The 18,100-nt window shown below is 51.6% G+C and carries 20 protein-coding genes; 15 read left to right on the plus strand and 5 right to left on the minus strand.

The features are described 5' to 3' along the window. Positions 1 to 240: 240 nt before the first annotated feature. Positions 241 to 2,280, minus strand: coding sequence for an ATP-dependent DNA helicase RecG (gene recG / locus AKG43_RS10685; protein ID WP_054600544.1), 2,040 nt, complete (start codon positions 2,278 to 2,280; stop codon positions 241 to 243). A 295-nt stretch (positions 2,281 to 2,575) separates the two neighbouring features. Beyond that, complete coding sequence (locus AKG43_RS10690; protein WP_231718159.1) at positions 2,576 to 3,466, minus strand: DMT family transporter; 891 nt, start codon at positions 3,464 to 3,466, stop codon at positions 2,576 to 2,578. 275 nt (positions 3,467 to 3,741) lie between these two features. Between AKG43_RS10690 and AKG43_RS10695 the strand changes: the two genes are divergently transcribed. Beyond that, complete coding sequence (locus tag AKG43_RS10695) at positions 3,742 to 4,404, plus strand: helix-turn-helix transcriptional regulator (RefSeq protein WP_082403075.1); 663 nt, start codon at positions 3,742 to 3,744, stop codon at positions 4,402 to 4,404. 146 nt (positions 4,405 to 4,550) lie between these two features. Further along, positions 4,551 to 4,697, plus strand: coding sequence for a lipoprotein signal peptidase (locus AKG43_RS13430; RefSeq protein ID WP_082403076.1), 147 nt, complete (start codon positions 4,551 to 4,553; stop codon positions 4,695 to 4,697). A 37-nt stretch (positions 4,698 to 4,734) separates the two neighbouring features. Here AKG43_RS13430 and AKG43_RS10700 read toward each other — a convergent pair whose 3' ends face one another. Next, positions 4,735 to 6,846 (minus strand): TonB-dependent siderophore receptor, encoded by a 2,112-nt coding sequence (locus tag AKG43_RS10700; protein ID WP_054600545.1) that lies wholly within the window; start codon positions 6,844 to 6,846, stop codon positions 4,735 to 4,737. 219 nt (positions 6,847 to 7,065) lie between these two features. Between AKG43_RS10700 and AKG43_RS10705 the strand changes: the two genes are divergently transcribed. The 4 genes from AKG43_RS10705 to AKG43_RS10720 are packed head-to-tail and all read left to right on the plus strand — an operon-like array spanning position 7,066 to position 8,727. Continuing rightward, positions 7,066 to 7,488, plus strand: a complete 423-nt coding sequence (locus AKG43_RS10705; protein ID WP_054600546.1) for a hypothetical protein — start codon at positions 7,066 to 7,068, stop codon at positions 7,486 to 7,488. A 46-nt stretch (positions 7,489 to 7,534) separates the two neighbouring features. Further along, positions 7,535 to 7,975, plus strand: a complete 441-nt coding sequence (locus AKG43_RS10710) for a hypothetical protein (protein WP_054600547.1) — start codon at positions 7,535 to 7,537, stop codon at positions 7,973 to 7,975. A 17-nt stretch (positions 7,976 to 7,992) separates the two neighbouring features. Next, a complete protein-coding gene (locus tag AKG43_RS10715) occupies positions 7,993 to 8,385 on the plus strand; it encodes a hypothetical protein (protein ID WP_054600548.1) in 393 nt (130 codons plus the stop codon). A 27-nt stretch (positions 8,386 to 8,412) separates the two neighbouring features. Next, positions 8,413 to 8,727, plus strand: a complete 315-nt coding sequence (locus AKG43_RS10720; protein WP_054600549.1) for a hypothetical protein — start codon at positions 8,413 to 8,415, stop codon at positions 8,725 to 8,727. Positions 8,728 to 8,815: 88 nt separating this feature from the next. On the opposite strand, the gene tal is transcribed toward AKG43_RS10720, so the two are convergent. Then, positions 8,816 to 9,871, minus strand: a complete 1,056-nt coding sequence (gene tal, locus AKG43_RS10725) for a transaldolase (RefSeq protein WP_054600550.1) — start codon at positions 9,869 to 9,871, stop codon at positions 8,816 to 8,818. An 83-nt stretch (positions 9,872 to 9,954) separates the two neighbouring features. Between tal and AKG43_RS10730 the strand changes: the two genes are divergently transcribed. The 9 genes from AKG43_RS10730 to AKG43_RS13435 all read left to right on the plus strand — a co-directional run bounded on the left by AKG43_RS10730 (position 9,955) and on the right by AKG43_RS13435 (position 16,672). Further along, positions 9,955 to 10,929, plus strand: a complete 975-nt coding sequence (locus AKG43_RS10730; RefSeq protein WP_054600551.1) for a KpsF/GutQ family sugar-phosphate isomerase — start codon at positions 9,955 to 9,957, stop codon at positions 10,927 to 10,929. A 71-nt stretch (positions 10,930 to 11,000) separates the two neighbouring features. Next, a complete protein-coding gene (locus AKG43_RS10735) occupies positions 11,001 to 11,657 on the plus strand; it encodes a nuclease-related domain-containing protein (RefSeq protein ID WP_082403077.1) in 657 nt (218 codons plus the stop codon). 212 nt (positions 11,658 to 11,869) lie between these two features. Continuing rightward, positions 11,870 to 12,406, plus strand: coding sequence for an HAD family hydrolase (locus AKG43_RS10740; RefSeq protein ID WP_054600552.1), 537 nt, complete (start codon positions 11,870 to 11,872; stop codon positions 12,404 to 12,406). After that, positions 12,403 to 12,984 carry an LPS export ABC transporter periplasmic protein LptC gene (gene lptC, locus AKG43_RS10745; RefSeq protein ID WP_054600553.1) on the plus strand — a complete coding sequence of 194 codons (582 nt, stop codon included), beginning with the start codon at positions 12,403 to 12,405 and terminating at the stop codon, positions 12,982 to 12,984. Before AKG43_RS10740 ends, lptC begins: the two co-directional genes overlap by 4 nt. Beyond that, positions 12,965 to 13,489 (plus strand): lipopolysaccharide transport periplasmic protein LptA, encoded by a 525-nt coding sequence (gene lptA, locus AKG43_RS10750; protein WP_054600554.1) that lies wholly within the window; start codon positions 12,965 to 12,967, stop codon positions 13,487 to 13,489. The genes lptC and lptA overlap by 20 nt, the downstream gene beginning before the upstream one ends. Before the next feature lie 84 nt (positions 13,490 to 13,573). Next, a complete protein-coding gene (gene lptB, locus AKG43_RS10755) occupies positions 13,574 to 14,305 on the plus strand; it encodes an LPS export ABC transporter ATP-binding protein (protein WP_054600555.1) in 732 nt (243 codons plus the stop codon). A 319-nt stretch (positions 14,306 to 14,624) separates the two neighbouring features. Continuing rightward, a complete protein-coding gene (gene rpoN / locus AKG43_RS10760; protein WP_054600556.1) occupies positions 14,625 to 15,980 on the plus strand; it encodes an RNA polymerase factor sigma-54 in 1,356 nt (451 codons plus the stop codon). Between the two features lie 162 nt (positions 15,981 to 16,142). Further along, positions 16,143 to 16,460, plus strand: a complete 318-nt coding sequence (hpf, locus tag AKG43_RS10765; protein ID WP_054600557.1) for a ribosome hibernation-promoting factor, HPF/YfiA family — start codon at positions 16,143 to 16,145, stop codon at positions 16,458 to 16,460. 44 nt (positions 16,461 to 16,504) lie between these two features. Further along, on the plus strand, positions 16,505 to 16,672 hold the full coding sequence (locus tag AKG43_RS13435) for a lipoprotein signal peptidase (protein WP_082403078.1): 168 nt from the start codon (positions 16,505 to 16,507) through the stop codon (positions 16,670 to 16,672). A 164-nt stretch (positions 16,673 to 16,836) separates the two neighbouring features. Here AKG43_RS13435 and AKG43_RS10770 read toward each other — a convergent pair whose 3' ends face one another. Beyond that, the gene (locus tag AKG43_RS10770; RefSeq protein WP_054600558.1) at positions 16,837 to 17,631 is read right to left on the minus strand and encodes a thymidylate synthase; all 795 of its coding nucleotides are present in this window, start codon (positions 17,629 to 17,631) and stop codon (positions 16,837 to 16,839) included. Between the last annotated feature and the right edge of the window lie 469 nt (positions 17,632 to 18,100).

The raw sequence follows: 18,100 nt of genomic DNA on the forward strand, positions 1-18,100 counted from the left end.
TAATTAAAATATATTTCTTTTGGTGTTTTATGTCAATAATTCTTATTATTTTGACATCTATATAACATAAATAACATTTCTATATATTTGATTTAGTTGTAAATATTTTGTCTTTAGGAATGTTTGAAAAAATTATTGGTGTTGAATTTTTAAATTGGTGTATGGTGCAATCGCCAAGACTAAAACAAGAATTACAGTGTTTGCGTGTTTCAGATGGCTTCTCTCAATACTGCACAACCTTCAAACCCCCAAATAACCCTCCCTGCTCGCCAGCCAGCGGTTGAGGTGGGCCTCGACGATGTCGGGGTTCTCTTCAATCAGTTGGGGGGCGATTTCGCGGGCTTTTTCTAAAAGGTGCAGGTCTTCTTCGAGGTTGGCGAAGCGGAGCATGGGTACGCCGCTTTGGCGTGCGCCGAGAAATTCGCCGGGGCCGCGGATGTTGAGGTCTTGGCGGGCGATTTCGAAGCCGTCGGTGTGTTCGTAGATGACTTTGAGGCGGGCTTTGGCCAGTTCGCTCAGGGGTTCGGCGAAGAGTAAGACGCAGGTGCTGGCGGCGGCTCCGCGGCCTACGCGTCCGCGCAGTTGGTGCAGTTGCGCCAAGCCCATGCGTTCGGCGTGTTCGATAACCATGAGGCTGGCGTTGGGTACGTCTACGCCGACTTCGATAACGGTGGTGGCAACGAGTACGTTCAGACGGCCTGCGGCAAATTCGGCCATCACTTGGGCTTTTTCGGCGGCTTTCATGCGGCCGTGGACGAGGCCGATGCTGAGTTCGGGTAGGGCCGCTTGAAGGGCGGCTTGGGTTTCGGTGGCGGTTTGCAGTTGCAGGGTTTCGCTTTCTTCAATCAGGGGGCAGACCCAGTAAACCTGCCGTCCTTTGCGGCAGGTGTTGAGTACGAAGCCTTCGACTTCGGGGCGGCGCAGGCTGTTGACGAGGCGGGTTTGGATGGGGGTGCGGTTGGGCGGCAGTTCGTCGATTACGGAAACGTCGAGGTCGGCGAAAAAGCTCATGGCCAGCGTGCGGGGGATGGGGGTGGCGGACATCATGAGCTGGTGTACGTCTTGGCCTTTGTTTTTGAGGGCGAGGCGTTGGGCGACGCCGAAGCGGTGCTGTTCGTCGACGATGACGAGGCCGAGGTTGTGGAACTGTACGTCTTCTTGAAAGAGGGCGTGGGTGCCGACGGCGATGGGGGCGAGGCCGTCTGAAAGGGCGGTTTTGTTTTGTTCTTTGGCTTTTTTGCGCTGGCTGCCGGAAAGCCATGCAACGCTGAGGCCGAGCGGCTCGAACCATTGTTTGAATTTGAGGTAGTGCTGTTCGGCGAGGATTTCGGTGGGCGCCATCACGGCAACTTGGCTGCCGGCTTCGACGGCGGTGAGGGCGGCCAGGGCGGCAACGATGGTTTTGCCGCTGCCTACGTCGCCTTGCAGCAGGCGGTGCATGGGGTGGGTTTGCTGCATGTCGGCGCGGATTTCGGCCAGCACGCGCTGTTGGGCTTGGGTGAGGGAAAAGGGCAGGGCGTTGAGCAGTTTGCCCGACCATTCGCCGGTGCCGTGCAGGGGGGCGGCCTGCCCGCTGATGCGTTTTTGCCGGGCGAGCCGCATGGAGAGCTGTTGGGCGAGCAGTTCGTCGAATTTGAGCCGCTGCCATGCGGGGAGGGTGCCGTCTGAAAGTTGGCGGATGCTGTAATCGGGCGGCGGGGCGTGCAGGAGGCGCAGGCTTTCGGCTAAGTGCGGCAGTTTCAGACGGCCTAAGAGTTCGTCGGGCAGGGTGTCGTGCAGGGGCAGGGCTTCTAAGGCCGTCTGAACGATGCGGCGCAAGGTGGGTTGGTTGAGGCCGTTTACGGTGGGGTAAACGGGGGTGAGGCTTTCGGCAAGGCTGCTGTTGTCGGCATCGCGGATTTTGGGGTGGATCATTTCGTCGCCGTAAAAACCGTGTTTGATTTCGCCCACGGCGCGGATGCGTTTGCCTTGTGCCATTTGTTTTTGATGGCTGGGGTAGAAGTGGATGAAGCGCAGAAACAGCACGCTGCCGGAGTCGTCTTGAATCTGCACGACAAGCTGCTTGCGCGGTTTGAACTGTACTTCTTGCAGGGTTACTACGCCTTCGACTTGGCACGGCACGCCGACAGGTGCGTCTTTAATCGGCATGATGTGGGTTTCGTCTTCGTAGCGCAGCGGCAGGTGCAGGGCAACGTCCCACGGGGTGTGCAGGTTGAGCTTTTCGAGCTTTTTAGCGGCGGTGTCGGTGATTTTGAGCAGCTTTTGGTGTTCGGGTGTCATGGCGGCTGGAGGGAAACGGTTTCAGACGGCCATTTTAAATGATTTTGGGGCGGGGGTAGGATGGGGAATGACGGGTAATGAGTGAGGCCGTCTGAAAGCGGGTTGGCGGGTATTGGTGTCGGATACAAGTATCCGACCTACAACGTCGATGTCCGGCCACAAGCGGCGGGCAGTGATGCCCGCCCTGCGTTGGAAATAAAACCGAGGCCGTCTGAAACATTTTCGGTAGGTCGGATACTTGTATCCGACTGTGAGGAAACGCTTTCAGACGGCCTTGAATGCGTTTGCTTGGGTTTTAAGTGCGTTTGGCTGCCTCGACCTGCTTGATGTTCTGCCGGTTTAACATGCCCAGCGCGATCACCACCAGCAAAGTGCCGGCGATATCCGCCCAACCCAGCGGAATATGGAAAAACAGCCGTGCCAGCAAGGTGGCGAAAATCGGGTTGAGCAGATGGAAAGCCGCCGCATGCGCCGGGCCGAGCCAACGCACCAGTTGAAACCACATCAGCATCGCCACCACCGACACCACAATCACCTGATACCACAGCGACCACGCAAACACGCTGTTGTGCATCGCCGCCGCCCAGCCCGAAGGTGAGGCAAAGGGCAACAGAAGCAGGCCGCCGAACAGATTTTGCACGCCCGTTAAGGCCAGCAGATGATGTTTGCCGGCCACCGCGCGGTAGATGAGCGTGCCGGCGGCCAAGGCCAACATGCCCATCAGTGTCCACACGATGCCGATGTCCCAGCCCGCTTGCGGCATTCTGGCCGACAAAACCGCATACACGCCCGCAAAACCCAGCAAAATCGCCGCCCATTGCAGCCACGACCATTGCCGCGTGATCAGGGAAGACACAAACGCGGTAACAAAAGGCATGGTCGAAACCAGCAGCACCACCAGTTCGGGTGAGATCGTTTTCAAGCCGGTGTAAGACCAGCCCAAGTAGAGCGCGTAATTCGTCAAACCCAGCAAAAAGCCGTGCAGCCACAACGATTTGCCGCGCCAACCCAAATCCGCGCCTTTGTGCGTCAGCCACACGCACAAGGCAAACACCAATGCCGCCGCCAGCAAAAAACGCAAACTCAACATGTCTAAAGGCTCAAGCGTTTGCAGGGTGTATTTGCCCGCAATAAAGGCCGAAGCCCATAACAGGCTGAACAGCATACCGAAAAGCAGATACATCATGCCCTCTCTTTCAAGACGTTGTCGTATCACTACCTTAGCAGCGTAAACGGCCGCCATATTTCGCCCGCAAGCGAAATGAAAGGTATGCTGCGAAAGGCATAATGTATATAGTTAATTCGAAGTTTAGTAACAAACCCGTCATACTCGGGCTTGACCCGAGTATCTTGAGTTTCAGCAAATTTAGGCGATACTCGGGTCAAGCCCGAGTATGACGAGTGTACTGTTTTTAAGTTGATTGACCGTATTGTTGCCCCGCCATTGTAAGGAACTGCATCATGTCGTTAGCCCACCATTTCGCCCACACTGCCCATTTGATCGGCCACCCCAGCCGCGCGCTGATGCTGGACGCCCTATTGGGACGCGACCGCCTGAACGTAACCGAATTGGCAGAAATCGCCGGCATTACCGTTCAGACGGCCAGCGTGCATTTAGACAAACTCCGTCGCGGCGGTTTGGTGGAAATGGAAGCAGAGGGCAAAAACCGCCTCTACCGCATCGGCAGCCCGCGCGTGATGGACATCTTGCAGAAACTCGCCTTGCTCGCCGACAAAGGCAAAAGCCGTGTCGAGCAGCCGCACCAAAAACTGCGCATCTGCTACGGGCACATGGCGGGCGAAATGGCAGTCAGCATCAGCCAAAGCCTGTGCGAAGCCGGTTTGGTGGTGCTGGATGTGGCCCGCGAGCATTACGAAATGACGCCCGCCGGCATGGCATGGCTGGATACGCTCGAGATCAACGCCGCCAACTACCCGCCGCACACTCATGCCTGCTTGGACTGGACGGAAAAAACCTACCACATCGCAGGCTGGTTGGGACACGAAATGATGGCCGCCTTTGCCATGCGCGGCTATATCGAACAGCCCGCTCACGAAGTGCGCGCGTTAAGGCTGACGGAAAGCGGCAAGTTGTATTTGGCGAAATTACACAAGCAGGCTTGATAGTAAAATCCAGAAGGTAAAATCAAGGTAAGCCGGATACACATATCCGATTCGGCTATTTTGTTGCGGTGTAACCGGCTATATAAAAGTTTCAGGCCGTCTGAAAGCGAGCCATGTAGGCTTTGCTTTCAGACGGCCTGAGACCTTTGCAAAACCCCCATCTGCGGCGCATTTCTGCGTTGTGCGCTGCTCGCTCGTTTGCCTATCTATATGATATGTCTGCACTCGCTGTGCTGCTACGCCTTGAACTGCATCCACATCTGAGGGTTTTGCAAAGGTCTCGGCCTGAATGATAAGGCTTAGGGCATGTTGCCGGTTGGCGTTCGAGCCTTAAAAGCGGTAATTCACCCGTGCCGTTACGCCGCGCGGTGCACCGGGCATGGCATCGGAACGCCAGTATTTCTGGTTGAGCAGATTGTTAACTGCCAGTGTGAAATTGAGGTTTTTGCGGTTCCAGCCTGCCAGCGCATCAACGCGGGCGAAACCGGGGATATGGGCCTCGGTGTTGTTGGCATAGTAGTAGCGTTTGCCGGTGCCGGTAACGCCGAGTTCGCCGTAGAAGTTTTGCGTAGGGGTGTAGCGCACGAACAGATTGCCGGTGATGTTGCTGGTGTTGTTCAAATGGCGGCCGACCCGCTGCGGGTTTTGCGTGTCTTCAACCACTTTGGCCTGCATGACGCCGATTGAACCGCGCAGATACCATTTGGGGGCGATTTGGCCGAGCGCACCTAGTTCAACGCCGCGCGAACGGTGTTTGCCGCTAACCGCCCAACTGTAAGGCGAATTGACGGGGTCGGGCCGGTAGCGGATGTTGTAGCGTTCGATTTGATAAGCCGCTAAGGTGGTGCTCAGGCGGTTGTCGAGCCAAGAACTTTTGATGCCCGCTTCGTATTGTTTGGAAAATTCGGGAGAAATATTGGAATTGGCTTTTTCGTCTGCCGAACTCAAACCCAGATAAGTGCGCCCGCCCAGCGGCGAAAAGCCCTTGTTGTAGCCTGCGTAAAGGGTGTGGGCGGGAGTAAGGTTCCAAACGGCACCCAAATTGGGGCTGAACGTGTGGTTGCGGTAGCGGTGGCTGCTGTTGTCGATAAAACTGCTGTTGATTTTATAGCTGTCGTAACGGCCGCCTACCACCAGTTTGATATCGGGAGTAACGGAAAAAATGTTTTGTGCAAACAGGCCGTATGAATCGGCTTTGTGGCGGTTGTTGGTAGATAAGGGCAGCAGGCGGCCGGAAGGCGGCCACGATAACGGATTGTGCGGATCAACTTCTTTGGTAAACGTGCGCGAATAGCCCAGTTTGGGGTTGCGCTCTTCGCGCGAAACATCGAAGCCGACGGTTAAGTGGTTGTCGAAACGGCCGATTTTAAAATCACCGTTGAGGGTGGTGCTGCTCGACAAAGTTTTGTTCTCGGTTTGCTGCCATGCGTAATTGCGTTTCAGACGGCCTGTTGCCTCGTCAAGCGTGCCGCCGTAGAAATGGTCGAAATCCTGCGAAGCGCGGCGGTGGGCAAGCTGCCATTGCAGATGCCAGTTGGGGTTGAAGGCATATTCGAGGTTGGAGCGCCATATTTGCAGCTTGTCTTGTACAAAATCGTTAGGGTGGGCAAATCCTTGGCGGTGCGAAATCCCCGCTTTTTCATAAATCGTGCGCGAAGGGCTGCGGTCGGGCGTGCGGTCTGCACGGTCGTAAGTATATTGACCAGTCCACTTCAAACCATTGTCGAGTTTTACCGTAACGCTGGGGGAGAGCATGGCGTTTTTGCTGTCGATGCCCGAACGGAAAGAGTTGGCTTTACCGATTTCGCCGTTCAAGCGGACGGCAACATTTTCGTTCAGCACTTCATTGATATCCAGATTCAGGCTGCGCGCGGCATAAGAGCCGTAAGCCGCGCCTACTGTGCGGTTTTGTTTGAAGTTGGCATATCTGCTGACCATGTTGATGATGCCGCCGCCGTTGGTGCGGCCGTAAAGCACCGATGCAGGGCCTTTGAGAATTTCCACCCGCTCAATATTTGCCGTGCTGCGGCGTACCTGCCCGCTTTCGCGCACGCCGTCTCGGTAAATATCATTGCCGTCGGCTTGAAAACCGCGCAAAAACAGGCTTTCGCCGCGCATATCATACGCGGCATCAATACCGGCATTGCCTTCGAGAATCGAGCTCAAATCATTGGTGCCGTAGTTTTTGTTTTTTTGAATGTTAAGAATATCGATGCTTTGCGGAATTTCTTTCACCGGCTGCCCGTTGCGGGTAGCCGCGGCTTCATCGTAATTGACGTAGCCCTTAAGGATATTGGTGTCGGATTGCCCGACAACCTGAACGGTAGGCAAAACGGCAGAATAAGTATCGGATACCCCGCCCGACGTTTCTGCGTGTAGGCCGAAAGGAAAGGTAACGAGCAGCAAAGCAGGAATAATGCGTAAACTGATTTGGGTTGGCATAATTTTGTCCAAATGGTTGATATTTCGGCATTATAATTTTTGCTACCTGTTCCGTAAACAATATTGATAATTACTATTAGTTAGGTGTATAAATGCCTTGGTTTTTGCGCCTGTCGATTTTTTATAGTTCATCAACACATTACATTTTTGATATAAGGCGACAAGCCGCAGGCAAGACAGGTAGTTCGGAACTTAAAATCAATGATGGGAAGTTAGGATATGTCAACAGCTATATTTATCTACTCCCCCGAATTAAACGGGCTGGACTTATTCGGTTTTACTGATTGCAACAAAGAACATACGCTATGGAAAATATATTATGGTAATGGCTATGGTATTGATATGATTTATGTTGATAAAGATGGAGAAGGCCTGTTTCCTGAAGATTTTCCCAATAAAAGGGTTTATTTGCAGTTTTTAAAGGAAAATAAAAATAAATACACTTCAATAGGTTTTATTTTAAGTAATGAACTTTTAGCAGAGTTTTCTTCTAAACTAAAAAAAAGCTTTTTTATTTATATAGGTTCAACTGAAAATGTTGATTTATATATGAATGCACCAAAAATAAAAATGTCTTTTTTAGATATAACCAGCAAAACTATATTTAAGCAAAAAGTGCTTTATGAGGTTTTCTTTTGCTGAGATAACCAACTCTTACCTTTTATTTAAAGAGAAAAAAGGCAGGATAATGTTTTTTGAAGTGGTATGCCTAAACAGCAATCCAAACATCGGGCTGTTGAAAAAACTACGTTTTTATCGTGAAATCCAGCATTCTGATCGTGTGCATTATCGAAAAACGGTTAATCAGCAAGACGATTTTCTACAGCCCTGTTTTGTTACTCCCGAGGGTGTGATAACGCACCAAAATAACCCGCGCGTGTTTAACCTATACGCAAAACAGGCATTACACAATAAATGCCCGTTTAAATCTGCTGAATGGCTTTCCAATGAAATACGCAACGTGTTGTTGCACTTGGCGGAAAATGGTCAGCCTGTATCATTTGCCTACGCAGAAATGTTCGAACACCTGCCCGAAGTCAGCGTTTTGGCAGGCAATATGCGGCAACAGGATTTTTATATTGATTTCGGCAAACGCTATGTTATTACTTCACATAGCAAGCAAATATAGATTGGATTGAAAACCTGATGTCTTTCGGTTACTTAATCATCACGAAATATCCTTGCTCTGTTCTAACTCAAACAAGGGGCGAATCTTTTTCTTTGATTGAAGAAAAGCTCGGCCTGAATATTTATTTCCGATTTAATGAAAGCCATTTCTACACGCGGCGTATTGATGAAAGAGAAGCTGTTATTACAGATAAGGGCATGGATTTTTTCCGGTGTGTTTACAAAGCCAATCAGGGCAGGTTTTTGTTTGCCGATATTTTATTGCTGAACCGCGAGGATGTAGCAGACTTTGCAAAAATAGCTTTGAAACAGTTGGCTGAGAAAAGTGTAAAGGTGATTCAGGCTGAAGAAGGCTTGAAAATCAATTTGCGTCAGGCCTATTTTATAGAAGTTAATGATGTGGGCGGTTAGTTATTTGTTTGGATTGGAAATGGAACTGTGAAAACTTTTGAGAAAGTTTGGCAAAGCGAATATGAAGGCATAAAAATCGAAGTGCGCAATTTTTGGAACTTGGAGCGCATGGGTGAAACGGTTTGCATTAACGGCCAAACGGTTTACAGGCGCGATGTTCCGATCGGTTCTATCAAACTTTCTTCTATGATGGGGCAATGGCTTGAGTTTGAAGAAAACGGTGTCCGTATTACCGTCAAAATCGGCAGTGCGTGGCATTTGTGCGGCATGGCCTGCCAGATTCTGATTAACGGTAGGTATCATGGTGGCAACCGTATTGTTTTGTTTGCGAAAAAATCTTAATCCGATCATAACGGGGCCGTCTGAAAAATTTTTTCAGACGGCCCCGTTATGATTGAATCTTCCGAATCTTTAATACTTTCAGACGGCCTTATGCCAACGGTTCCAGCAGTTTTTCAAATGCTTCTTCAAACTGTTTCAAACCGTCTTCCTGCAAGCGGGTGGCGAGGGCTTCTACGTCGATGCCCAGTTTTTCCACTTCGGCCAGTTGCGCCGCTGCTTCCGCAGTGCCTTCGGTAAGGGTCGGTTTGGCCGTGCCGTGGTCTATAAAGGCTTTTAAGGTGGCATCGGGCACGGTGTTGACGGTGTTGGGGCCGATTAAGCTGTCCACATACAGTGTGTCGGGGTAAGCGGGGTTTTTCACGCCGGTGGATGCCCACAAAAGCTGCACGGGGTTGGCACCTTGTGCTTTCAGTGCGGCAAACGGTTCGCCGCCGAAGAAATCCTGCCAATCCTGATAAGCGGCTTTGGCGAGCGCGATGGCGGTTTTGCCTTGCAGATGTTCGGGCAGGGTGGCATCCAGCGCGTTGTCGATACGCGAAATAAAGAAGCTGGCCACTACTTGGATATGGTCGACCGGCTTGCCTGCTTTCAGACGGCCTTCGATGCCTTTCACATAGGCTGCATAGGCTTTCAGGGTTTGTTTGCGCGAGAACAGCAGGGTCAGGTTGATGCTGATGCCGTCTGAAACCAACTGCTCCAATGCGGTTACGCCTGCATCGGTGGTGGGCACTTTGATCATTACGTTGGGGCGGTTGATGGCGGCATGCAGGTGTTTGGCTTCGGCTACCGTGCCTTCTGCATCGTGCGATAAGTCGGGGGCAACTTCGAGGCTGACAAAACCGGTTTTGCCGCCGCTTTGTTCAAATTCGGGCAGGCACACGTCGCAAGCGGCCTGCACGTCGGCAATGGCGAGGGTTTCGTAGCGTTGTTTGGGGGTGAGGTCTTGTTGTTTGAGCGCGGCAATTTCGTCTGCATACAGGGGGTCGCCCGCAAAGGCTTTTTGGAAGATGGCGGGGTTGGAGGTGACGCCGCATACGCCTTTTTGCAGCATTTCGGCCAGTTCGCCGCTTTGAATCAGCGAGCGCGATAAGTTGTCGAGCCAGATTTGTTGGCCTAATGCTTTAACGTCCGATAAAATAGTCATCTCTGAAATCCTTGTTATTTATACTAAAGTGCAAATCCTAACCCGAATCGGTGGGTTTGGATAGCCCCACGGGAAAACAAAACATGTCGAATCAAGCACAATATCTGCATTGGGCGCGCGACGTATTGCGCATTGAAGCCGAAAGTCTGAACGAAATTTCCGCCGAACTTGACAGCAGTTTCGCCGAAGCTGCCGAAACCATTTTGCATTGCCAAGGCCGTGTGGTGATTATGGGCATGGGCAAATCCGGGCATATCGGGCGCAAGATGGCCGCCACCATGGCTTCTACCGGCACGCCGGCTTTTTTTGTGCACCCCGCAGAAGCCGCGCACGGCGATTTGGGTATGATTGTCGACGGCGATGTGGTGCTGGCGATTTCCAATTCGGGAGAAAGCGACGAAATCACCGCCATTATTCCCGCCCTCAAACGTAAAAACATCACGCTCATCTGCATCACCGCCAAACCCCGCTCCACCATGGCGCGCCATGCCGATATTCACATTACCGCCTCCGTATCGCACGAAGCCTGCCCGCTCGGTTTGGCACCCACTTCAAGCACCACAGCCGTGATGGCTTTGGGCGACGCATTGGCCGTAGTGCTGCTTAAAGCACGCGAGTTTACGCCCGACGACTTCGCCCTCAGCCACCCCGCCGGCAGCCTCGGCAAACGGCTGCTGCTGCGCGTGTCCGACATCATGCACAGCGGCGAATCGCTGCCTGCCGTGACCGACGGCACGTTGCTGAAAGACGCCATCGTGCGCATGAGCGAAAAAGGCTTGGGCATGTTGGCCGTTACCGATGAAGAAGGCCGTCTGAAAGGCGTGTTTACCGACGGCGACCTGCGCCGCCTGTTCCAACAACGCGACAACTTCTCGGGTTTGACGGTAAACGACATCATGCACGAAAACCCCAAAACCATCACCGCCGACAAACTCGCCACCGAAGCCTTAAAACACATGCAGCAACACCACATCAACGGCCTTTTGGTGGTGAAGGAAGGCGATGTATTGGTCGGTGCGCTGAATATGCACGATATGTTGAAAGCAAGGATTGTATAGTTACATTATTAATTTAAATAACTTGTATCATAAATAATTTAAATATTTAAAGTTTTAAGGGGACTTACTTTATGGAAAATATGATTATTAACGCCTTTTTTGGCGGATTGGGGAGCGCAATTCAGGCTGTTTGGTGGGTTATTCCGTTTTTATTGTTATTGGCTTTTTTAAAAAGCCCATTATTTAAAGGCTGGGTTGGCGAAAAAATTGTCCGGAGCCGATTGGATAATCATCTCGATGAAAGCCTTTACCGTCCTTATCATGACCTGATCATTCCTTTTAACGGAACAAGCACGCAAATTGACCATGTTTACGTTTCACCTTATGGCATTTTTGTAGTGGAAACAAAAAATTATTCAGGCTGGATTTTTGGCAGTGCGCGCCAAGCAAAATGGACCCAAGTTGTTTATAAAAAGAAAAGCTCGTTTCAAAACCCTTTGCGTCAGAATTATGCGCATATTAAGGCTTTGTCGGAGCTACTGGATTTACCTGAACAGAAATTTCATTCGGTTATCGTATTTTTAGGCGGGTGTGAATTTAAAACCGACATGCCACCTAATGTGTGCTATCCCGGTCAGGCTCAAATGTATATAGAAGGTTTTCAGACGGCCATATTAAACCAACAAGAGTTAGATAGGGTTTGTGGGATTTTAGAAAGCCAAAAATATTCGGCAACATATGAAAGCCGCAAAGCACATGTGCGCGATATTAAAAGAAAATACGGTTGAAGCTGTTTGAAATATTTGTTTAGCCTGCTACTGAATTTGACATCTTTTAAAACAAAGAGTGCTGAAAAATAAAGTAAACAACAGCTTCGTTTCATACAGATGGATAGCATAGTTTGCACTGTTTACATTTTCAGACGGCTCTTAAACCCGATGGTGCTACAATAACCGCTTCAGGCCGTCTGAAAACCACAGCTATTTAAAAGAAACCCGATATGCACAACCTTACCCCCGAAATCCAAGCCCGTGCCGCCAAAATCAAACTGTTGATTATGGACGTGGACGGCGTGCTGACCGACGGACGCATTTTTATCCGCGACAACGGCGAAGAAATCAAATCGTTCCACACACTCGACGGCCACGGTTTGAAAATGCTTCAGGCCGGCGGCGTTCAGACGGCCATTATTACCGGCCGCGACGCTCCATCGGTGGGCGTGCGTGTCCAACAGCTCGGCATCAACCACTACTATAAAGGCATACACGACAAACGCGCCGCCTATGCCGATTTGCGCGAAAAAGCGGGCGTAGAAGAACACGAGTGCGCCTTTATCGGCGACGACGTGGTCGATCTGCCCGTGATGGTGCGCTGCGGCCTGCCCGTAGCCGTGCCCGAAGCACATTGGTTTACCTTGCAGCATGCCGCTTACGTTACCCGAAAAAGCGCAGGCAACGGTGCGGTGCGCGAATTGTGCGACCTGATTATGCAGGCTCAAGGCACGTTGGAAGCGGCGTTACAGGAGTATGTGAAATGAGCGGCAGATGGCGTTACGGCTGGATGTTTCCGCTGGTGTTGGCCGTGGGGCTGGGCGGTCTTTCCGCCTGGTTGGGGCGAATCAGCCAAGTGGATATCGAAGAAGCCGCGTTAAACCCCAACGAACCGCAATACGCTATGGAAGGCATAGACGGCAGGCGTTTCGACGAACAAGGCCGTCTGAAAGAAAACCTCAGTGCCGAATATGCCTGGCAGCTGCCCAAAAGCGATGACGTGGTGTTTGAACGGCCACAACTTGCCCTTTATAACGGCGGCAGGCTGATTTACAAGGTTGAAAGCCGGGAGGCCCGCTACAACACCGAAACCCGTATCGTCCGGTTTGAGCAAGACGTGTTGCTGACCAAATCCGCCGAAGCCCAACGCCCGGCCGCCGTCTTGAAAACCGCCAGCTTAACCATAAATACGCAAACAGAAACCGCCGAGACCCAAGCCCCCGTCGAATACCGCTACGGCGAGTCCCACGGCACGGCCAACGGCTTGGTTTATGATCATAAAAAAGGGTTGTTGAACCTGCCCTCACGCGTGAAAGCCATCATCTATGACCCGAAAAACCTTTAATGCCGCCATTTTGGCCGCGCTGGCCGTAACCGCGCCCGCCTACGCCCTGCAAAGCGACAGCAAACAGCCGATTCAGATCGAAGCCGACCAAGGCTCGCTCGATCAGGCCAACCAAGTAACCACTTTCAGCGGCAACGTCATCATCAAACAAGGCTCGCTGAATATCCGCGCCGGCAGCGTGAAAGTATCGCGTAACGACAAAGGCGAGCAGTTTATGTCTGCTTCCGGCAGCCCCGTGCGCTTCGGCCAAACGCTCGACGGCGGCAAAGGCACGGTTAACGGGCAGGCCAACAATGTCGAATATTCCTCCGCCACCGGCGTGGTGAAACTCACCGGTAACGCCAGAGTGCAGCGCGGCGGCGACTTGGCCGAAGGCGCGTCTATCACTTATAACACCCGCACCGAAGTCTATACCGTGCACGGCAGCAAAGCCGCAGGCGGTAAAGGCGGCAAACGTGTAACCGTGATCATCCAGCCTTCTTCCGCCCAATCGGGTCAAAAATAGCCGCAGATAAAGGCCGTCTGAAAAACCGGTTTCAGACGGCCTTAAAACAGATTACAATAGTAACCATAACCTAAGAGCAATACCATGACCGAGCAAAGCCGCTTAAACGTACAAAACCTGCAAAAAAGTTTCAAAAAACGCCAAGTCGTTAAAAACTTTTCGCTCGACATCGAAAGCGGCGAAGTCGTCGGCCTGCTCGGCCCCAACGGCGCAGGCAAAACCACCAGCTTTTATATGATAGTGGGCCTGATTGCCGCCGATGCCGGCAGCGTGATGCTCGACGGACAGGAAATCCGCCATCTGCCCATACACGAGCGCGCCCGCTTAGGATTGGGCTACCTGCCGCAAGAAGCCTCGATTTTCCGCAAGATGACGGTAGAGCAAAACATCCGCGCCATCTTGGAAATCAGCCTGAAAGACAAAAACCGGATCGATAGCGAGTTGGAAAAACTGCTGGCCGACCTCAACATCGAACGCCTGCGCAACAACCCCGCACCGTCGCTTTCGGGAGGCGAACGCCGCCGCGTCGAAATCGCCCGCGTACTCGCCATGCAGCCGCGCTTTATCCTGCTCGACGAACCCTTTGCAGGCGTTGACCCGATTGCCGTGATCGATATTCAGAAAATCATTGAATTTCTCAAAACACGCGGCATCGGCGTATTGATTACCGACCACAACGTGCGCGAAACCCTGCGTATCTGCGACCGCGCCTACATCATCAGTGAAGGCGCCGTGCTGGCATCCGGCCATCCCCAAGAGTTGGTCAACAATGAGCAGGTGAGGGCAGTTTATTTGGGCGAAAACTTTAATTATTAAAGATACCGTTTGAAGCCGTGCTTACCGCCCGAATGAGGGCAGGGCAGTTGGGCGGCAGTTTCCATAAAAGGGTCTGTCAGGTATCGCTTTATACACAAGCCGGTCAAAGGCATATAGTTCATTCACTTCATTTTAATACCAGGCAAAAACCGAAGGCAGTACGGGCAGTACGGAACCGATTCAGTTGAGCTTCAGCGGCTTGCACAATCGTTCTCTTCGAGCCAAGGCGCAGCAACGCCGTAGTAAAAGTGAAGTGGACTGACTATATAGGATAGGCCGGTTTCGGACACAACGCTTTACTTACTCACCCGATAACCCTATGAGCCAAAATCTCGGACTAAAACTCAAACAAACCCAGCAGCTCAACCAGCATCTGCAACAATCGTTGCGCATACTGCAAATGTCGGGCTTGGAGCTTGAGCGCGAAGTGGACGACTGGCTTCAAGACAACCCGCTGCTGGAACGTGCCGAAAGCAGCGAAGACGAAAGCGGCGACAACGAATTTACCCAAGTTTCCGCCGCCCTGCCCAAAGGCAAACAAGTGGGCGGCGAAGATGCCGAAGACGTGTGGGCGACCATTGCCGAAGAAGACGATTTCAACGCTTTTTTGCACAAACAGGTGTGCGAACACCCCATGAGCGGGCAAGAAGCCGCCCGCGTACATATCCTGATTGATTTTCTCGACGAACAAGGCTACTTCACCGACAGCCTGAGCGATGTTCTCGACCATACTCCTTTGGAATGGATGCTCGAAGAAAACGACCTCCAAGAAGCACTCGACCTGCTGCAAACCTTCGACCCACCCGGTGTCGGTGCCGCCAATCTGGCCGAATCGCTGATGCTCCAACTTATGCGCCTACCGGCTTCTCCCGCCCGCCAACTGGCCGCCAGAATCATCCACATCGGTTTGGACGACTTAGGGCGCAGCCGCCAGCAGAATATTGCCCGCTTCCGCAAACAGTTTCCCGAAGCCGATACCGAAACCCTTCAGACGGCCTTAGACCTGATCGGCAAACTCAATCCTTATCCCGCCTACGGATTTGCCTCGGCCGAACCCACCGCTTATGTTCAGCCCGACGTTTGGGTAAAAGAAACCAAAAGCGGCTGGACGGTAGCCGGAAACGAGCAGGCATGGCCCAAAGTGCGGATCAACAGCGAATACTGCCAACTGCTTAAAGAAGCGGGCGAAATCAGCCCGGAATGGAAAGAAAAACTCAGCGAAGCACGTCAAAAAATAGACAGTTTGGAACTGCGCAAAAGCACCGTGCTGCGGCTGGCAGAATATATCGTCGAAAAACAGGAAGATTTTTTCGTGTTCGGCGAAATCGGCCTGACCCCCATGCTGATTAAAGATGCCGCCTCCGAATTAGGCGTGGCCGAAAGCACCGTATCCCGTGCCGTCAACCACAAATATTTGTCTTGCCCGCGCGGAGTGTTTGCGTTACGCTATTTTTTCACGCAGGCCGTATCCGCCGAAGATGGAGAAGGCGTGAGCCAAAGCGCAGTCAAGGCCGTGATTGCCCAGCTGATCGAAGGGGAAAACAAGCTCAAACCCTATTCGGACGAAGCTTTAAGCAGCCTGCTCAAACAACAGGGTATCGACATCGCACGGCGCACCGTAGCCAAATACCGTGAGGCCTTGAATATTCCGAGCGCGCACCAACGTAAACCCTAAACCGGATTCACAGGCCGTCTGAAAGCGGGTTGAACAAGATTTCGGCAAAGCCTGCCAAGCCCGTTTTCAGACGGCCGCAACGATACACATGCAGTACCCCGCCTTTTCCGCCGCCTGCCCCTTGCACGGCAAGCGGCACCAACCCAACGAAGGAGTAAAGCCATGAATCTGAAAATTACCGGCCTGAATTTCGACGTAACCGAAGCCATCAAAAACCACGTTACTTCTAAGCTCGAGCGCATCAACCGCCACGCAGCCAACGTGATTTCGGTGGCGATTACCCTTTCGGTAGAAAAGTTGAACAACAAAGCAGAAGCAGATGTACATCTGGCCGGAAAAGATTTACATGTCGAAACCGTTGAATCCGACATGTATGCCGCCATTGACGTGCTGATGGACAAACTCGACCGCGCCATTTTGAAGCACAAAGAAAAAAGCAACGATGTGCGCGCCACAACCAAACCGGCAGCGGAAGAATAAGCCGCCGCTTAACCGGTTAACCCCGTAAAACCAAGGCCGTCTGAATGATTTCAGACGGCCTGAGACCTTTGCAAAACCCCCATCTGCGGCGCATTTCTGCGTTGTGCGCTGCTCGCTCGTTTGCCTATCTATATGATATGTCTGCACTCGCTGTGCTGCTACGCCTTGAACTGCATCCACATTTGGGAGTTTTGCAAAGGTCTCGGCCTTGAAAATATAAAAGAAACCATATCCGGCATCTTCCTAAAAACCTGAATCCGTGGAAAACTTACCATTTGCGGAGCCGCCCGCCCCAAACTGCATCGTACACCTAGGATTGGGCGAAGGTCTCGGTTTGCCGGTTAATTGGTTTATTTGCGATAACTGTAATCCAAAATCAAACCGCTACCGCCGCTTTAATGTGAGGATGCGGGTCGTAATCCACCAGTTCGAAATCTTCAAATTTAAAATCAAATACATCTTTCACATCAGGGTTCAGTTTCATTTTCGGCAACGGGCGCGGTTCGCGGGTCAGTTGCAGTTCGGCCTGCTCGAAATGGTTGCTGTATAAATGGGCATCACCGAAAGAATGGATAAACTCGCCCGGCTGCAAGCCGCATACCTGTGCCATCATCATGGTTAACAAGGCATAGCTGGCAATATTGAACGGCACGCCCAAGAAAATATCGGCACTGCGTTGGTAAAGCTGGCACGACAGTTTCCCGTCGGCCACATAAAACTGAAACAATGCGTGGCAAGGCGGCAGAGCCATTTCATCAACAAGTGCGGGGTTCCAAGCCGACACAATCAGGCGGCGGCTGTCGGGATTGTTTTTGATTTGTTTGACCAAATTGGTTATTTGGTCGACATGTGTACCGTCGGGAGCAGGCCACGAACGCCATTGATAACCGTATACCGGGCCTAAATCGCCGTTTTCATCAGCCCATTCGTCCCAAATCGATACATTGTTGTCTTTCAAATATTGAATGTTGGTGTCGCCTTTCAAAAACCACAGCAGTTCGTGAATAATCGAACGCAAGTGCAGTTTTTTGGTGGTTAGGAGCGGAAAACCTTCGCTCAAATCGAAGCGCATCTGATACCCGAACACCGAGCGGGTGCCGGTGCCGGTGCGGTCGGCTTTGTCGGTGCCGTGTTCAAGCACATGGCGCATTAAATCTAGATAGGCTTTCATGAGACTCCTTAAATTGAATTGATATCGAAAGAATGTTTTAGACGGCCTCATGCTTCTTTGCAAACCCATCATCTGAAAGTGGATTTCTGCATCGTGCTTTGCCTGCCCGCTTGATATGCCTGCGCTCATTGCGCTGCTGCGTTTTGAATTGTATCTGTGCAAAAGGGGCAAAGTTTTCAGCCTTGGTAAACCGAATCCGTCCGCCCGCCATTTTAGATGCTTCATATTGCCGCAACAAGCGGCATTCGGTGTATATATAGTTAATCCACTCAACTTTTACTGCGGCGTTGCTGCGTCTTCAAGCGCATCCACATTCGGGGGCAAAGGTCTGCGTTTTTTAATCCGTTTTTGCCGGATGGCAACCGGACAGCCAAGTATTTTTCTTCCGATCCGTTTTCTGAAAAATCACATAAATTTAAAAATCTGCATTATTTAAATAAACATTTAATGTTTATATTCTTTCTCTTAT

This window comes from Neisseria sp. 74A18 (assembly GCF_001308005.1).
Lineage (GTDB): Bacteria > Pseudomonadota > Gammaproteobacteria > Burkholderiales > Neisseriaceae > Neisseria > Neisseria dumasiana.

Coding starts and splice junctions, on each gene's coding strand:
- AKG43_RS10690 (WP_231718159.1), bottom strand. CDS start 3,466: ATGATGTATCTGCTTTTCGGTATGCTGTTCAGCCTGTTATGGGCTTCG.
- AKG43_RS10705 (WP_054600546.1), top strand. CDS start 7,066: ATGTCAACAGCTATATTTATCTACTCCCCCGAATTAAACGGGCTGGAC.
- lptC (WP_054600553.1), top strand. CDS start 12,403: ATGAGCGGCAGATGGCGTTACGGCTGGATGTTTCCGCTGGTGTTGGCC.
- AKG43_RS10735 (WP_082403077.1), top strand. CDS start 11,001: ATGGAAAATATGATTATTAACGCCTTTTTTGGCGGATTGGGGAGCGCA.
- AKG43_RS10700 (WP_054600545.1), bottom strand. CDS start 6,846: ATGCCAACCCAAATCAGTTTACGCATTATTCCTGCTTTGCTGCTCGTT.
- lptA (WP_054600554.1), top strand. CDS start 12,965: ATGACCCGAAAAACCTTTAATGCCGCCATTTTGGCCGCGCTGGCCGTA.
- AKG43_RS10715 (WP_054600548.1), top strand. CDS start 7,993: ATGTCTTTCGGTTACTTAATCATCACGAAATATCCTTGCTCTGTTCTA.
- AKG43_RS10710 (WP_054600547.1), top strand. CDS start 7,535: ATGTTTTTTGAAGTGGTATGCCTAAACAGCAATCCAAACATCGGGCTG.
- lptB (WP_054600555.1), top strand. CDS start 13,574: ATGACCGAGCAAAGCCGCTTAAACGTACAAAACCTGCAAAAAAGTTTC.
- recG (WP_054600544.1), bottom strand. CDS start 2,280: ATGACACCCGAACACCAAAAGCTGCTCAAAATCACCGACACCGCCGCT.
- rpoN (WP_054600556.1), top strand. CDS start 14,625: ATGAGCCAAAATCTCGGACTAAAACTCAAACAAACCCAGCAGCTCAAC.
- AKG43_RS10770 (WP_054600558.1), bottom strand. CDS start 17,631: ATGAAAGCCTATCTAGATTTAATGCGCCATGTGCTTGAACACGGCACC.
- AKG43_RS13435 (WP_082403078.1), top strand. CDS start 16,505: ATGATTTCAGACGGCCTGAGACCTTTGCAAAACCCCCATCTGCGGCGC.
- tal (WP_054600550.1), bottom strand. CDS start 9,871: ATGACTATTTTATCGGACGTTAAAGCATTAGGCCAACAAATCTGGCTC.
- AKG43_RS10740 (WP_054600552.1), top strand. CDS start 11,870: ATGCACAACCTTACCCCCGAAATCCAAGCCCGTGCCGCCAAAATCAAA.
- hpf (WP_054600557.1), top strand. CDS start 16,143: ATGAATCTGAAAATTACCGGCCTGAATTTCGACGTAACCGAAGCCATC.
- AKG43_RS10695 (WP_082403075.1), top strand. CDS start 3,742: ATGTCGTTAGCCCACCATTTCGCCCACACTGCCCATTTGATCGGCCAC.
- AKG43_RS10730 (WP_054600551.1), top strand. CDS start 9,955: ATGTCGAATCAAGCACAATATCTGCATTGGGCGCGCGACGTATTGCGC.